Source organism: Neorhizobium sp. P12A, assembly GCF_008365395.1.
In the GTDB taxonomy this organism is placed as follows: domain Bacteria; phylum Pseudomonadota; class Alphaproteobacteria; order Rhizobiales; family Rhizobiaceae; genus Rhizobium.
In genome coordinates, this window is the sequence record NZ_QOVX01000025.1 from 29,538 (window position 1) to 43,098 (window position 13,561).

Annotated in this window: 18 protein-coding genes; 11 read left to right on the plus strand and 7 right to left on the minus strand. The window is 59.8% G+C overall.

What is annotated here, in order from left to right; all coding sequences use genetic code 11:
• From DTW90_RS32855 to DTW90_RS32865, 3 genes are all read right to left on the minus strand, one after another.
• Complete coding sequence (locus DTW90_RS32855; protein ID WP_149343919.1) at positions 1-501, minus strand: hypothetical protein; 501 nt, start codon at positions 499-501, stop codon at positions 1-3.
• Positions 502-523: 22 nt separating this feature from the next.
• On the minus strand, positions 524-1,072 hold the full coding sequence (locus DTW90_RS32860) for a YidB family protein (protein ID WP_149343921.1): 549 nt from the start codon (positions 1,070-1,072) through the stop codon (positions 524-526).
• 84 nt (positions 1,073-1,156) lie between these two features.
• Positions 1,157-1,675 carry a ferritin-like domain-containing protein gene (locus DTW90_RS32865; protein ID WP_149343923.1) on the minus strand — a complete coding sequence of 173 codons (519 nt, stop codon included), beginning with the start codon at positions 1,673-1,675 and terminating at the stop codon, positions 1,157-1,159.
• A gap of 176 nt (positions 1,676-1,851) precedes the next feature.
• Between DTW90_RS32865 and DTW90_RS32870 the strand changes: the two genes are divergently transcribed.
• From DTW90_RS32870 to DTW90_RS32900, 7 genes are all read left to right on the plus strand, one after another.
• Positions 1,852-2,157 (plus strand): hypothetical protein, encoded by a 306-nt coding sequence (locus DTW90_RS32870; protein WP_149343925.1) that lies wholly within the window; start codon positions 1,852-1,854, stop codon positions 2,155-2,157.
• A gap of 337 nt (positions 2,158-2,494) precedes the next feature.
• Entirely contained in the window at positions 2,495-3,391 is an 897-nt protein-coding gene (locus DTW90_RS32875) for a Ku protein (RefSeq protein ID WP_149343927.1), read from the plus strand.
• Positions 3,392-3,403: 12 nt separating this feature from the next.
• Entirely contained in the window at positions 3,404-4,216 is an 813-nt protein-coding gene (locus DTW90_RS32880; RefSeq protein ID WP_149343929.1) for a Ku protein, read from the plus strand.
• Complete coding sequence (gene ligD, locus DTW90_RS32885) at positions 4,213-5,244, plus strand: non-homologous end-joining DNA ligase (protein ID WP_149343930.1); 1,032 nt, start codon at positions 4,213-4,215, stop codon at positions 5,242-5,244. Before DTW90_RS32880 ends, ligD (DTW90_RS32885) begins: the two co-directional genes overlap by 4 nt.
• A gap of 172 nt (positions 5,245-5,416) precedes the next feature.
• Positions 5,417-5,890, plus strand: coding sequence for an Hsp20 family protein (locus DTW90_RS32890; RefSeq protein ID WP_149343932.1), 474 nt, complete (start codon positions 5,417-5,419; stop codon positions 5,888-5,890).
• Positions 5,891-5,962: 72 nt separating this feature from the next.
• Positions 5,963-6,262 carry a DUF982 domain-containing protein gene (locus DTW90_RS32895; RefSeq protein WP_149343934.1) on the plus strand — a complete coding sequence of 100 codons (300 nt, stop codon included), beginning with the start codon at positions 5,963-5,965 and terminating at the stop codon, positions 6,260-6,262.
• The gene (locus DTW90_RS32900; protein WP_348642678.1) at positions 6,259-6,546 is read left to right on the plus strand and encodes a hypothetical protein; all 288 of its coding nucleotides are present in this window, start codon (positions 6,259-6,261) and stop codon (positions 6,544-6,546) included. The genes DTW90_RS32895 and DTW90_RS32900 overlap by 4 nt, the downstream gene beginning before the upstream one ends.
• Positions 6,547-6,558: 12 nt before the next feature.
• Here the strand turns inward: DTW90_RS32900 and ligD (DTW90_RS32905) are convergent, their stop codons facing one another.
• Entirely contained in the window at positions 6,559-9,222 is a 2,664-nt protein-coding gene (gene ligD, locus DTW90_RS32905; RefSeq protein ID WP_149343936.1) for a DNA ligase D, read from the minus strand.
• A 232-nt stretch (positions 9,223-9,454) separates the two neighbouring features.
• Positions 9,455-10,042 carry an SOS response-associated peptidase gene (locus DTW90_RS32910; RefSeq protein WP_149343938.1) on the minus strand — a complete coding sequence of 196 codons (588 nt, stop codon included), beginning with the start codon at positions 10,040-10,042 and terminating at the stop codon, positions 9,455-9,457.
• A gap of 51 nt (positions 10,043-10,093) precedes the next feature.
• On the opposite strand from DTW90_RS32910, the gene DTW90_RS32915 reads away from it, so the two are divergent.
• The 3 genes from DTW90_RS32915 to DTW90_RS32925 all read left to right on the plus strand — a co-directional run bounded on the left by DTW90_RS32915 (position 10,094) and on the right by DTW90_RS32925 (position 11,484).
• On the plus strand, positions 10,094-10,603 hold the full coding sequence (locus DTW90_RS32915) for an SOS response-associated peptidase (protein ID WP_188080130.1): 510 nt from the start codon (positions 10,094-10,096) through the stop codon (positions 10,601-10,603).
• Between the two features lie 472 nt (positions 10,604-11,075).
• On the plus strand, positions 11,076-11,276 hold the full coding sequence (locus DTW90_RS32920; protein WP_149343940.1) for a hypothetical protein: 201 nt from the start codon (positions 11,076-11,078) through the stop codon (positions 11,274-11,276).
• Between the two features lies 1 nt (position 11,277).
• The gene (locus DTW90_RS32925; protein ID WP_149343941.1) at positions 11,278-11,484 is read left to right on the plus strand and encodes a hypothetical protein; all 207 of its coding nucleotides are present in this window, start codon (positions 11,278-11,280) and stop codon (positions 11,482-11,484) included.
• A gap of 490 nt (positions 11,485-11,974) precedes the next feature.
• Here the strand turns inward: DTW90_RS32925 and DTW90_RS32935 are convergent, their stop codons facing one another.
• Positions 11,975-12,304 carry a hypothetical protein gene (locus tag DTW90_RS32935; protein WP_149343943.1) on the minus strand — a complete coding sequence of 110 codons (330 nt, stop codon included), beginning with the start codon at positions 12,302-12,304 and terminating at the stop codon, positions 11,975-11,977.
• Positions 12,305-12,324: 20 nt separating this feature from the next.
• Here DTW90_RS32935 and DTW90_RS32940 point away from each other — a divergent pair, with 20 nt between their 5' ends.
• Positions 12,325-12,576: a hypothetical protein gene (locus DTW90_RS32940; RefSeq protein ID WP_149343945.1), complete on the plus strand. Its 252-nt coding sequence runs from the start codon at positions 12,325-12,327 to the stop codon at positions 12,574-12,576.
• A gap of 93 nt (positions 12,577-12,669) precedes the next feature.
• On the opposite strand, the gene DTW90_RS32945 is transcribed toward DTW90_RS32940, so the two are convergent.
• A complete protein-coding gene (locus DTW90_RS32945) occupies positions 12,670-13,047 on the minus strand; it encodes a hypothetical protein (RefSeq protein ID WP_246665144.1) in 378 nt (125 codons plus the stop codon).
• Positions 13,048-13,561 lie beyond the last annotated feature (514 nt).

Sequence of the window (13,561 nt, forward strand, 5' to 3'; positions counted from 1 at the left end):
CTAGGGCAGGATGAAAGTCGAATGCTCGGCGACGTCGTCTTCGATGCCGAGGAGGAATGAGCGAAGACCGGGCTGCTGCGTCTGAAGACGGAACACGATTTTCGCTGGAGCGGCAGGGTCCGAACCGAAAACGTATCCTATGCGTCCATCGCGTCGGACCGTGGCCTTCTGAGGCGGATCAATGCCATCGATAGAGAACGCTTCAAGAAAACGCGGATCGACGAATACCGTCTGGTCCTTGTCGCTGGCCTTAAGGCGCACTCTCATCTCGTCGGGCGCGTTCCAACGTGAAATCGCCGGCATCTCGATCGATCCTCCCGAGGATTCGACGATCTTCGTGGAGAACATTCCGCCGCGGCCGAGCAGCCCTAGCAGACACGCGAGCAAGATCAGCGAGAACCCGACCCATGCCGCGCGCTGAACAGCCCAGAACTTCCTCTGGAAGGCGCCATGGTCTTCGACGCCTTCCGGAAGTGCGGGTTTTCGGGCGGGCTTTGCCACACGCTTCTCTCCCGGCATCCGGTTAGACGATCGTCGAGGACGGACCTGCGCCCGTGGCGCTGCCCGCGGAGTTCAGGACTTCGTCTTCGGGGTTCGGGATCCTGCCCTCCGGCGTAAGGTCATCCACTGCTTTCGGCAGATCGCGGCTCAAACGGTCAACGATCTCCTGGTGGGACAATCCCGTCTTCGCCGCCAGTTCGTTAAGGACGTCGGAGCCGAGGGCCTCTGAGAGCTCGCCGCCGCCGATCTCGGTATTCGGTCCGGTCTTCACCCAGGACTCGGCCTTCTCCGCATGTCCATTCTGCTGGAAGGTCTTCAGCAGGTCGCCGAGCCCGCCGCTGAGGATGCCGCCGGTCGAGAGGCCGCCCAGCAAATCGCCGAAACCGCCAGGGCCGCCGAAGATGCCACCGAGCCCCCCCGGCTGCTGGCCGCTGGCATTGCCCTGAGGGGCAGGGGCACCGTCCCGCTGCGGGTTCTGGAGGCCGCGAAGAAGTTCGCCGATCTTGTCCCGGTTCTGATAGCCGGCGACGGCGAGCACGCCCAGCAGGGCTTTCAATGGTCCGCTCATCATGTCTGAAATCTCCTCTCAAATGCAAAAGCGGCACGTGCGCCTTCGACGTCCGTGCCGCGGTTGGTCAAGCTCTTTGCCGAGCGGTCAGGCGGCCTTCGCGCCCTTGCCCTTGGCGTTCGCCTGAGCATCCGCAAGCTGGGTTAGCTTGGCGTCGGTCGCCTTCTCCTCGTCGAGGGTCGCCTGCAGCAGCAGGACGGCATCGGTTAGTCCGAGCTGGTTGGCCCACGCGATTAGAGTGCCGTAGCGGGCGATCTCATAGTGCTCGACGGCCTGTGCCGAGGAGATGAGACCGGCGTCGAGCGCGGACGAGCCCTTGAACTCCTCCATGATTTCCTCGCCTTCGGAGAGAATCCCCTGGATGGCTTCGCACGTCTTGCCACGAGCCGGCTTGCCGAGAATCTTGAAGACCTGTTCCAGGCGTTCGATCTGGCCTTGGGTCTCGTCGCGGTGCTGCAGGAAGCCTGCCTTGCCTTCTTCCGACTGGGCGGCGCGCGCCATCTTCGGCAGAGCCTTCAGGATCTGCTTTTCGGCGAAGTAGATGTCCTTGAGGGTATCAAGGAAAAGGTCGTCGAGCGTTTTTGTGGAATTTGAACCGGTTGCCATCATGTCCTCCTGGAGTGGCTGGCCAAATGGCCGTTGTTCCCTGGCCGGAAAGCGGCGTAGCCCCCCGGTTGCAGAGACCGAGGAAACAATGCTGAACGGCTTTTGTTCCGGTCGGCTGCCGAACGGGAACTTATCGGTTCAGAGATGCTTGGAAGGTTATGACAATGGAGGCTTCAATGCAGCTCATAGACATACATGTTAACGACGCGAACGACGGGATGGTCACGGTCGAATTTCAGGGAGAGGGCGGTGAGCTTGTCTCCGTCAAGATGGCGGCAGGCGGAGTCCAGGGCGACGCCGCAATCAATCGCGCGAAGGCCGTGATGGTCCAGCTCACGACTTTCGCCGAGGACCGCAATCCCTCGCAGGTTGACTGGAACCACGAAAGGGAAGAAGGGGGCGAAGGCGCCTCGGAGACGAAGCCGGACCCGGTCGTCTTGTCCCTTGGCGACGTACCCTCTCCGGCCGGTTCGGCCGCCTGACTCGTCATGCCTCGTGGTGCATCGCATTCGAATCGACATGCAATCGACGTTTCGCGGAGGAGAGCCCTGCCACGTGTCCGAACAAATCGCCGCGACGTAACGTTTGTCGGTACCAGTATCGATCAGTTCGCGCTTGCCCATGGCAGGAGTCCTTTTGGGTGCTGCATGGCTAAACGAGCGTCGCTTCCAAAAGATGCATGTGAATCAGGGCGCCTAGGGATGACTCGCAAAACGGGCAGGGGCGAACGCTAAGTCATTGAAAATTGATTCGTTTCGACTCGGAACAATTACATGCCGATTCGCTTGAGTCGCATTGGTTGTGTCAGGAGTCTGCGTCATGGTTGCCCCGCGTGCGAATTGGAAGGGTTTCATCACGTTCGGAGAGGTCGCCTGTCCGGTGGCCCTCTACACCGCAGCTTCATCATCCGAGCGCATTGCCTTCAATACGCTCAATCGCAAGACTGGAAACCGCGTCAAGCGCGAGTTCGTCGACAGCGAAACGGGCGATCCCGTCGAGCGCGACGATCAGGTCAAAGGCTACGAGATCGAAAACGGCCAGTACATCATCCTCGAACCCGACGAGGTGGCGGCCGCCGTACCGGACAGCGACAAGACCCTCAAGATCGACGCCTTCATCCCGTGTAACGAAATCGATGGGGTATATTTCGACAAACCTTATTACCTTGCGCCGGACAAGATGGGCACCGATGCCTTCGTCCTGCTGCGTGACGGCATGAAAAAAGCCAAGGTCGCCGCGATCGCGCGCACAGTTCTCTTCCGCCGTATGCGCACGGTGTTGATCCGGCCGCACGGTAGGGGCTTGATCGCCACCACGCTGAACTTCGACTACGAAGTCCGCTCCTCTCAGGAGGCCTTCGAGGAAGTGCCCAACCTCAAGATCGAAGGCGAAATGCTGGAGCTTGCCGAGCATATCATCGGCACCAAGAAGGGCAGCTTTGACGCGAGTACCTTCGATGACCGCTATGAGGCGGCCGTCGCCGAATTGGTGAAGGCCAAGATCGAGGGTCGGTCGCTTCCAAAGAAGAAGGCGCCGGCGGTTTCCAAACAGAGCGATCTGCTCCAGGCCCTGCGCGAGAGCGCCGGCATCGCCAAGACGGGATCGAAGCCGACAGCTGCCAACGTTAACAAGGGTGCTCCCAGGCAGAAGGCGGCAAAACCTGCCGCCGCAGCCAAGGCGAAACAGGCCGTTGCGCCAACCCGCCGCGCCGGTTGATCGGAGGATACGATGGCACTGCGCCCCTACTGGAAAGGCTATCTCAAGCTGTCGCTGGTCACCTGCCCGGTGCAGATGATGCCGGCGACGTCCGAAAACGAGAAGGTCCGCTTTCATACCCTCAACCGCGAGACCCAGAACCGCGTGGTCAGCCACTATGTGGATTCCGTCACCGGCAAGGAGGTGAAAGACGACGACGAGGTCAAGGGCTACCAGCGTGGCGAAAACGACTATGTCATGCTCGAAGACGAGGAGCTCGAAAACGTCGCGCTCGACAGCACCAAGACGATCGATATCTCGACCTTCACACCAAGAGACAGCATCGAGTGGATCTGGCTCGATACACCCTACTATTTGTCGCCGAACGACCCGGTTGGCCAGGAGGCCTTTTCGGTCATTCGCGATGCGATGGAATCCCAGGACATGGTCGGCATCTCCCGGCTGGTTATCACCCGCCGCGAGCGCGCCGTCATGCTCGAGCCACGTGGCAAGGGTATCGTCCTTTGGACCTTGCGCTACCGGGACGAAGTCCGTGACGAAGACACCTATTTCGCCGGTATAGGCGATGAGACGGCGGATAGCGACATGATGCCCCTGGTGCAGCAACTGATCAAAAAGCAGACCCAGCACTGGAATCCCAAGATGGTGATCGATCCGGTGCAGGACCGGCTTCTCGATATCATCGTGGACAAGAAGAAAGCGCTCAAGAATCCATCAGGCGCCAAGGCCAAAGCGCCTGCCTCGTCACCCGCCCCGAACAACGTCATCAACATCATGGATGCGCTGAAGAAGTCTGTGGCGGCTGAAACCCGGACCGGCAAATGAAAAGACCCGCCAAGACGCTTTTGCAGGACGAAGGCTTTACCGCGAAATCCCAGCCGAGACGTAAGCGCGATCCGGCACAGCCGAACCTTCCCTTCGATCCAATGCCAGACCGGGTCGAGCCGTGCCTGGCGCTGCTGAAGAGCGTTCCGCCGACAGGAGCCGACTGGGCTTACGAAATCAAATGGGACGGCTATCGGCTCGCCATTCATATCGAACCATCAGGCGTGCGGATCATCACCCGTGGCGGCCATGACTGGACACATCGGTTTCCCGCGATTGCGGCGGCCGCCAAAGAGCTCGGGGTCGGAACCGCGATCCTCGATGGCGAAGCGGTGGTGCTCAGTGCGCAAGGCCGCTCGGACTTCGGAGCGTTGCAGCGCTCGTTGGGCGGACGCGGCGGCAAACGTGCCTCGACGGAATCGATCCTGTTCGCCTTCGATCTCTTATACTTCGACGGTCACGATCTGACGAAAACCGAACTCTCGGTGCGGCGGCATCTATTGACGGATCTGCTCGACGGTGCGGTTGGGGCGATCCAACTTTCCGTGGAGATGCAGGGAGACGGCGCAGAGCTTCTCGAAAACGCCCGGTCGCTTGGACTGGAAGGCATTATCGCCAAGCATCGCGACCGCCCGTATCGCTCCGGCAGGACCGGCGACTGGCTGAAGATCAAGTGCGTGCAGAGCGAGAGTTTCATGGTCGTCGGCTACGAGCAGTTGATCGTCGCCCGCGGCGGCATTGGCTCCCTGCTTCTTGCAGCTCGCCGCGGGAACGACTGGATCTACGTCGGCGCCGTCGGCACGGGCTTCAAGGAAAAGGATGCTACCTATTTGAAGAAGACGCTCGACACCCTGAAGACTAAAACCCCCGTCGTTCCGCTCAAGGGCAAGAACTACGTATTTGCCCAGCCGACGCTGATCGCTGAGATCAAGTTTCGCGGCTGGACGGACGACGGAAACCTTCGTCATGCCTCCTACAAGGGGCTTCGCGAAATCCAGGACAATGCTGCGGTTTACCAGCTAGATTAACTGGATTCGGCAACGGCAAAAAAGGCTAGAATTTTTTCTGGCCACGCTCTTGAATCCGAAAATTTCAGAAACCAAATCGATTGCTGCCAGCCGCTGATGAAAGGGCTGGCCTTGCTGGAGTCGTCGTCTTTCGGCGCTTCCGCACCCATGTTGCTTCAAGGAGGATATGGCTATGGCAACATCTTACGACTATGCACCGCTCTACCGTTCGAGCGTCGGATTCGACCGGGTATTCAATCTTCTCGAAAACGCCCAGCGCGCCCGCTCGATCAGCGACTGGCCGCCCTATGACATCGTCAAGGTCGGTGATGACAGCTATCGGATCTCGATTGCTGTGGCAGGCTTCGCCCAGGACGATCTCGACATCACCTTTCAGTCCAATCTGCTGACTGTCACCGGCAAGAAGCAGGAGAACGCCAATGAAGGTTACCTGCATCGTGGCATTGCCGGCCGGCCGTTCGAACACCGGTTCGAGCTTGCCGATCATGTCCGAGTGAACGGGGCCGACCTTAGCAATGGTCTCTTGTCCATCGATCTCGTTCGCGAGATCCCAGAGGCATTGAAACCGCGTAAGGTCTCGATCCAGAGCGCTCCAGCTTTGACGCCTGCTGCTCCGGCGCAGATCGAAGCGCAGAAGGCAGCCTAGCCGCATTGTCCGCAGAACAAGGGCGCCGTGGCGACGGCGCCCACAACATTTTGGGTTGGGAAGGAGAGAGCGATGAAACCCGATATGTTCAAACAGCCTGTTTCCATTCTTGTCGGCCTTGGCTTTCCGGCAGAGGTTCGCGGCTTGATGGACGCGTACCGACATCTCGTCGAATGGCCGCAATCCCTTCGAGACACCTCGCACTCGGTCGCGCTCAAGGCTTGCAGTGCCGCGTTGCGCGGTGAGATCGAAGCGGAGACAGCTCGCGGCCTGTTTGCCGCCTTTGCCGAAAAACACGACCTGCTGGTGCCGGAAACCAACGTAGTCGCTGCGTCACGCCTGCGGCGTGACCGGGATCCGCACGTGAGATGAGGATCGATGATGCACGATATGTTGCAGCAGGCGGCCAGCAGCGCGATGGCGATGGGACCAACGGTCCTTCTTCAGGGCATGCAGCTCCGCCGCCGATCGAGTTAGTGAGAGCACCTACGCTTTCAGTTGACGACAAGCGGGCGATCCTGGCGGCCTGGGCATCGGCCTTTTACGCTGTGGAATTGAATCCCCGTCCTCGTCAACTGCCCGGAATGACCGAGCCGGTTTCAATCGATGAAGTGCAGGCTGCTCTCAACGAACTCGATCGGCGCTACGGTATCTGATCGCCGGCGCGTTCAGGCCGCCGCCTTCATGGACTTGGCCAGACGCCTGATCGCCTGTTCGAGCGAGCGTTGGCCGTCGCAGTAGTCCTGCCAGGCGGTGGTCTTCGCGAGTAGCCCAGGCACGGTTCGTACCGTAAAGCGCATTGGATCGAGACCGGCTTTGACCTGGGTCCAGGTGAGTGGCATCGATACCATTGCCCCCGGCCGCGCCCGCGGCGAGAGGGGTGCCACCGCTGTCGCCATGCGGTCGTTGCGCAGGTAGTCGAGAAAGATGCGGCCGTTGCGCTGGTTTTTCGCAATCTTGATAAGGTAGAGATCGGGACTGTCGCGGGCCATCTGCAGGCAGACATCATGCGCGAATCCCTTGGCTGCATCCCAAGTGATTTTTTTGCCTTTCGCAACGGCCAGAGGCGTCACCACATGCAGCCCTTTGCCGCCGGTGGTCTTGCAGAAGCTGACGAGGCCGAGTTCGTCGAGACGGTCGCGGATTTCACGCGCGGCTTCGATAACGGTGGAGAAGGGAACGTCCGGGCCAGGATCGAGATCGAAGACCAGCCGGCCTGGAACCTCCGGCTGCCCGGGCTCGCAATTCCACGGATGAAGTTCGACACCGCCAATCTGCGCAATGGCGACTAGGCCCTCAATCCGGTCCACCTGGAGATAAGGCTTCTTGTCGCCGAACACAGAGACGAGTTCCAGCAGGTTCGACGTGCCCGGCATCGCGTGACGCTGGAAGAACTGCTCGCCGCCAATCCCATCGGGCGTGCGAATGATCGAGCATGGGCGCCCTTTGATATGCTCGATCAACCATGAGCCGACCGCCTCGTGATAATGCGCAAGGTCGAGCTTGGTGACGGCTTTCCCGTCGCCGGCATCCGGCCAAAGCGGCTTCTCCGGATTGGAGATCAGCACGCCCATGACATTTGCCTTTCCGCCCTTCCGGAAAGACTTGGTCGGCGCTGGCTGTGCGGCCTCGACCTCGGGATCAGGGACGTCAGCTTCTACAGGCGAGGCGGGCTTCTCGGCGACGACTTCCCCTGCCGGCTTGTCCTCGCGCAAGCCTTTGAACGCCGCCTGACGCACGAGACCATCGGCCGTCCAGCCGGCGAACTGGATCTCGGCGACGAGCTCGGGCTTGAGCCAGACAACATCGGGATCCTTCTTCGGCGCGCCGATGCCCGTGAACGGTGACTTGCTGGTTTCCAGTTCGCGAAGCTTTGGCAAAATCGTATCTACCACCTTTGCGCCATAACCCGTGCCGACGCGGCCGACATAGACGAAGTGGTCGCCTCGGTTGACCCCTACCAGAAGAGAGCGGAACTTGCCGTTGGTCTTGGCATAAGCGCCGATGACAACTTCATGGCCAGCTCGGCATTTGGATTTCGCCCAGGTCTCGGTACGCCCGGATAGATAGGGGGCGTCGGCCTGCTTCGAAACGATACCTTCGAGAGACAGCTTGCAGGCCGACTTCAGAACGGCGTCGCCGCCAGTTTCGAAATGCTCGACAAACCGCAGGCGTGGATCCTCGCCAGCCTTATCAAGCAGCGTCTGCAATCGTTCCTTGCGCTCGGTTAGCGGCAGTTGCCGAAGATCCTCGTCGCCCTCGAACAGGAGGTCGAACGCGAAATACACCAGAGCGTCGGTCTTGCCCTCCGACAGCGCCGCCTGCAGCGCGGCGAAGTCCGGCGCGCCGTGCTCGTCGAGAGCGCATATCTCGCCGTCGATGATCGCGTCGGGCAAACTTGCGGCCGAGGCTGCGATGGCCGGATATTTGGCCGTCCAATCGAGGCCCTTGCGCGTTTTGAGCGTGACCTCGCTGTTTTCGATGCGCATCTGCATGCGATAGCCGTCGAACTTGATCTCATGGATCCAGCCATCGGCGGAAGGCGGGCGTTCGCGCGTTTCGCAAAGTTGTGGCGCGATGAAGTCGGGCATTGAAGACTTAGCAGCCTTGGTCGATGCCGGCTTCTTTTTGGTTTTGGTTTCGGCTTTGCGTTCGTCAGCGGCTAAGCCGTGGTTGCTGTCCCAGACAGCGTCCGCCTGGACCTCGCCACTTTCAATCATAAACGCTTTCGGCTTCTTGCCCTTGCCGGCGGCGATCACTTCCATCGTCCGGCCGGACGCAACGGAGGTTGCGTTGTCCTCAAGGACTGCAGCGCCATTCTCTTCGACGGAAAAGTCGTCGTGATGCTTGATCAGCAGCCAGTTGGTGCGCTTGCCGCCGTCACGGTCGTTGCGCATTCGGACGAGCACGAAGCTGCCATGCAGCCGCTCGCCCTCCAGGGTAAACTTGAAATCGCCTTTGGCCAGTGCCTGCTCAGGGCTCTTGTTGCCTTCCGGCTCCCAGTAGCCGCGATCCCAGAGCATGACCGTACCGCCACCATACTGGCCTTTCGGGATCGTGCCTTCGAAGTCGCCGTAGTCGAGCGGATGATCCTCAACCTCGACGGCAAGACGCTTGTCGTGCGGATCGAGCGACGGTCCCTTGGTCACCGCCCAAGATTTGAACACCCCGTCAAGCTCAAGCCGGAGATCGTAATGCAAGCGCGTTGCGTCATGCTTCTGGATGACGAAGCGGCGGCGGTTCGATGCCTTCAGCCTCGCCTGGCCGCTCGGCTCCTGTGTTTTCTGGAAGTCGCGCTTTTGCTTGTAGGTCGAGAGTTTGTCGCTGGTCATGGCAGTCCCCGGTACATATCCGCCTTCCGCGTCGAACGACGACAGAGCTGAGGCGCGGGCCGGACAGGTGGGACGCTCGACTGCCGTTTCGTTGGCCGCAAGGAGAAACCGGAAAAATCCTTGCGTTCGTCATCTCTGTCACGTCCGGTTGACACGGCACGCGACCTCGCAACGGAGAAGCGTCCAGCGCATATTTTGTTCCCGAGCAATCTCCGAGGCAGCGCAGGTACCGTCAGCCAACCTGCTCGACATTCAGCGTGCCGGCGGGAAGTGGCCTGATCAATGACTTCGCCGAGACAGATGGGTCGAGCCAGTCCGCCCAGCTGTCGCGTTCAAGGATGACGATCTGTCGATCATGATAGGGTGCGATGTCAGGTCCCGGTTCCATCGTCAGCATCGTGAAGGCTTCTCCGACGTCCGGGGTCTCGCGCCAGATGCCGGCGATGCAAAAGATCGGTTCGTCCCTTTTGGTGAACAGCCATTTGTCCTTGCGCTTCTTCTTCGAATCCGTCGGATCGGTGAACTCGTAGAAGCCGTCGGCAATGATCAGGCAGCGGTTGGAGTTGAACTCGCGGCCGTCGGAACGGAAGTTATAGACCGGCCGCTTGTTCTGGGGCCAACTCCATCGACGTTGAACAAGCTCCGCATCCGCGGGACCGTTGTTGTTCGCGCGAACGATAGGACCCATATCGGTGATCTTGATGTCTTCGCGCGCCGCAAGATTGGGCGCACCCTCGCCAAAACGGATCTTGATCTTGAGATGGGCAAAGTCCTCGACGATCGATGCCACGTCCACCATCAGCCGGTAATCATTGCACATGCGTTTCTCACAGTTCTTGTTGTGAAGCTTAGTTCTTGCTATGTTCTACATATGATGAACGCAAAGGTTTTCCAGTCCGACGGGCCGCTCGACGAGCGCCGTGTCATCGTAAGGCGACACGAAGGCGATGTGGAGATGGTGGAACTGCCTTGGGGATTGCGCCCGCTCGATGGCGGTCCTCGTGCCGTCAACGTGGTGCGCTCAGAAGGAAGGACATTTCCGACCCACCGTTGCCTCGTGCCGGCATCCGAGTTTCGCCACCGAAGTGGCGGGAAAAATTTCAGCTTTTCGCTGGCGAGCGACGACTGGTTTTACTTCGCAGGAATTTGGCGACCCGCGACGGACCTATGGCCGGAAGCCTATGCCATCCTGACGATCGAAGCCAATGCCGATATTTCTGCCTACCACGACCGGCAGATGGCAGTGCTGACGCGCGATCGGCGGATGTATTGGCTAGACGGGCTTGCGCCGGAAAATGAAATTCTCCGGCCTCTTCCCGCCGGCACCTTTCGTGTCAAACCTCTCTCGAACACTTTCTTTCGACCTCGGCTTGCGGTCTAAAGTGCGAGCAATAACTGCCGCCGTCCCGCGTCAAGGAATGCCATCCGATCGTCAAACACTGACCTCCGGGTTCGAGGGTTCGACTTTCCGGAGCCGGAAAAAGTAGCGTCGCTCGTCGCCATCTACGACCATCATTCCTGCCAAGATCGGCCTCTCGCGGATCTTGTCCTCGACGCTCTTCACAAAAGTGCGGACCTCCGATTTGGCCACAGACGTCGCACCCGACGCGACATCCGTCGCCGTACCTGCGATGCGATCCACATCCCCGCGAAGCGCGCCCAGAGCATCGCGACTGTCGTGACCCGGTCCGAGTGGCGGCCTTCCCCCGTCGATCGGAGCGCCTGCTCAACCAGGGGAAAATTTTCGTCGGTTTCCGCCCGCTGCTGTCGGACCCGATCGAAGGTCCGACGTGGCTGCCAGAACGGAACATCCATTCGCGACGATAGTTAGCCTCGCAGAAGGAGAATGCATTATGGGAATGAGCAAGCCGAAAGACGGTGCACCAGGCACCACCGACCAATCTCCCCGTTGGGAAGGGCCTCAAGAAAACACGCCGCCGGGATACATGCCCGCAAAAGACGATCCAGACCGGGCTGAAGATGCCAATGGCGAGACAAACGCCGACCCAGAGGTCAAGAAAATTTCCGACGGCCTCAAGCAGAAGGGCGAATGAGATGACGGACGTCGAAAAGGATGCGAACGGCCAGTACGCCAAGTCGGTCGGTGATCGAAAGGCAACTGGCGTGGCCAGTGCCAAGCCGACCGTCATCACCGGATCGGAAGATTCGACGGAACATAAGACGCCGCCAGGCAAGAAGCCCGCCAAGGACTGGGACATCAACTACGATCCAGCGGACATGAACGAAGGAGAGACCCATTAGTCGAGGCGACGACGTACAACGGAAGCAACGGCGGGGCGGGCAATTCGACGATGATGGCGTCGCGAGGCGAAACGACGCCGCCTTGAGCGCGATGGTCATGACGCCGGTGTTCCTGAAAAGCTCCCCATTCGGCGCCTTTCGGAGAACCGCTTTCAGTAGGCCGGGTCGAAATGGGAAAGGACGCTTTAACGGGGACAAGGTGTTTGCGGTGGTAATTGTCATAAACGCCACCGAGTGATCACTTCGCCGGATATCGATTGCGTAAAGTGGGATTTAAGCGCTATGGCGGCCTCGTCGGCAGTTTGTCTGTTGCCGCTGCAGGCTCGAATGAGATCAAGTGCGGTGTTCAGCGCGAGGCCGTGGACGTCTGCGAAATATCTTACATGCGAGTTGCGTTCGACATCGATTGTATCGGTATAGGGTTGATCGGAGCTATGCATCGGAGCACCAAGGAAGAGGCAGCGGAAAGCTCTGCCACCTCTTGTTTGAATTACGGGCAACTTGCAGCTGCAGCAGGGTTTGCGGCCGCAGTGCCGTTTTTCGTGGTCTTTCCGGTTGCCGTGGAGTTGCAATCCTGCGATTTGCCATGGGCGTTTGGCCCTGCGTTGTTACCGTTGGTCGTGCTGCCTGTTGTGTCGGTGTCGACGCCGCCAACGGAGCCATTTTGCATTGACTTGGCGCCGCCAGAATTATTGTTGGTGCCCGTTGCTCCGGTTCCGTTTCCACTCGTAGACCCGCCGGTCGTACCGGACTGCTGAGCCAAGGCCGCGGTCGCCATTCCTAGCGAAATGATCGCTACCACTGCGATTTTCTTAAACATGTCATCTCCTGTGGGTTGTGTTGGAATGGCTAACCAACGGTCTCACAAGTTGTTCCAATTTAAGTCGGCTTCTGCCGAGCGCCGCTGAAGATCGCCGAGACCAGTATCACAGCCACGCCGACGCGCCTGCCCTGACGGACGCGCGCGACGGCGTTCTGCCCTATGCACCGGACAGCAGCTATGGTCGTCCCGAAGATCTGATGGCGCTGGTGGACGCCGCCCATTGGCCGGCTGCGCGATGGACTGCAGCACCACCGCATTCCCTGGTCTGACAAAAACATCGAAGCGGAAAAGGGTATACCCTTGCAATGTCTAGGTCCCGCCCAGCACCATGTGGGTCTCTCGCGCAAACAACCGACGCGAGGTTACGGCGAATTGATCGTTGGGAGGAAAATCTCCACTTGCTTCCTGTCGCCCGTGGGAAGCGTTTCAATCTGTTCTTTCCAGAACTGTTCGGCTTCCGGCGGATCATCTTCCCAGTGGCGGACGGTCGTAATGTTGTCGTCGATCTTGGAGCGCCGATGACCGCCAAGACGTAGGTATTCCTGCGCGAGCCTGTGGCTCTGTGTCTCCATCTCGCCGCCGTCAAGCGCGCTTCGAAAATGCTCCTGCGCCTTTTTCAGGGCCCGATCGCGATCCTCGCGCGACTGCTTCGTATCCGTGCACCGTGCGTCGTCGCTGCCGCTGACAGGCGGCGTTCCTGTGGAAATCATGGTCTCGTCCTCCGTCGTTGGTCCTGTCATGGATAAGCTCTGGGCTGCACTTGACCGCATTCGATCGTTCGGGCCTGATCGGGTGGCCATATGGTGTCTCACCGACGGCCCCGTGCATCCTACGGGGATGATCAGCGGTAGGCCGGGCGTCGCCGGCGCGAAGGCGCACCAATCTCACTGTAGTTACCCCGCGGCCCGAGATGTTCCAAGGCGATCGCTCTTGAGGGGCATAGGCGAGCCAGGCGGCTATGACGCCTTCTCGCCGTCTGGCTCGGCTCGCGGGAAGTCGGCGAGCAATGAGTGGTGAGCCAGACGATCCGGAGGAACACGCGGAGACACGCGCCTGGCTCTGCTTCTGGAAGCATGCGTTCTCTAACTTGCCGTTGGTCCCATTGTTCCCGAAAATCTGACTTGGTTAACGGTTGTCGGTGGCGCCCCGAACATGACAAAATTCCGCATAGTTTCTTCGCAACCGCGTCTTGTCGATTGATCCGGGCCTTGCTTTTGACAGCCTTCTTCAGCTTCTTCTCTGCGACAAACCTGA

Coding starts and splice junctions, on each gene's coding strand:
- DTW90_RS32860 (WP_149343921.1), bottom strand. CDS start 1,072: ATGATGAGCGGACCATTGAAAGCCCTGCTGGGCGTGCTCGCCGTCGCC.
- DTW90_RS32865 (WP_149343923.1), bottom strand. CDS start 1,675: ATGGCAACCGGTTCAAATTCCACAAAAACGCTCGACGACCTTTTCCTT.
- DTW90_RS32870 (WP_149343925.1), top strand. CDS start 1,852: ATGCAGCTCATAGACATACATGTTAACGACGCGAACGACGGGATGGTC.
- DTW90_RS32875 (WP_149343927.1), top strand. CDS start 2,495: ATGGTTGCCCCGCGTGCGAATTGGAAGGGTTTCATCACGTTCGGAGAG.
- DTW90_RS32880 (WP_149343929.1), top strand. CDS start 3,404: ATGGCACTGCGCCCCTACTGGAAAGGCTATCTCAAGCTGTCGCTGGTC.
- ligD (WP_149343930.1), top strand. CDS start 4,213: ATGAAAAGACCCGCCAAGACGCTTTTGCAGGACGAAGGCTTTACCGCG.
- DTW90_RS32890 (WP_149343932.1), top strand. CDS start 5,417: ATGGCAACATCTTACGACTATGCACCGCTCTACCGTTCGAGCGTCGGA.
- DTW90_RS32895 (WP_149343934.1), top strand. CDS start 5,963: ATGAAACCCGATATGTTCAAACAGCCTGTTTCCATTCTTGTCGGCCTT.
- DTW90_RS32900 (WP_348642678.1), top strand. CDS start 6,259: ATGAGGATCGATGATGCACGATATGTTGCAGCAGGCGGCCAGCAGCGC.
- ligD (WP_149343936.1), bottom strand. CDS start 9,222: ATGACCAGCGACAAACTCTCGACCTACAAGCAAAAGCGCGACTTCCAG.
- DTW90_RS32910 (WP_149343938.1), bottom strand. CDS start 10,042: ATGTGCAATGATTACCGGCTGATGGTGGACGTGGCATCGATCGTCGAG.
- DTW90_RS32915 (WP_188080130.1), top strand. CDS start 10,094: ATGATGAACGCAAAGGTTTTCCAGTCCGACGGGCCGCTCGACGAGCGC.
- DTW90_RS32920 (WP_149343940.1), top strand. CDS start 11,076: ATGGGAATGAGCAAGCCGAAAGACGGTGCACCAGGCACCACCGACCAA.
- DTW90_RS32925 (WP_149343941.1), top strand. CDS start 11,278: ATGACGGACGTCGAAAAGGATGCGAACGGCCAGTACGCCAAGTCGGTC.
- DTW90_RS32935 (WP_149343943.1), bottom strand. CDS start 12,304: ATGTTTAAGAAAATCGCAGTGGTAGCGATCATTTCGCTAGGAATGGCG.
- DTW90_RS32945 (WP_246665144.1), bottom strand. CDS start 13,047: ATGACAGGACCAACGACGGAGGACGAGACCATGATTTCCACAGGAACG.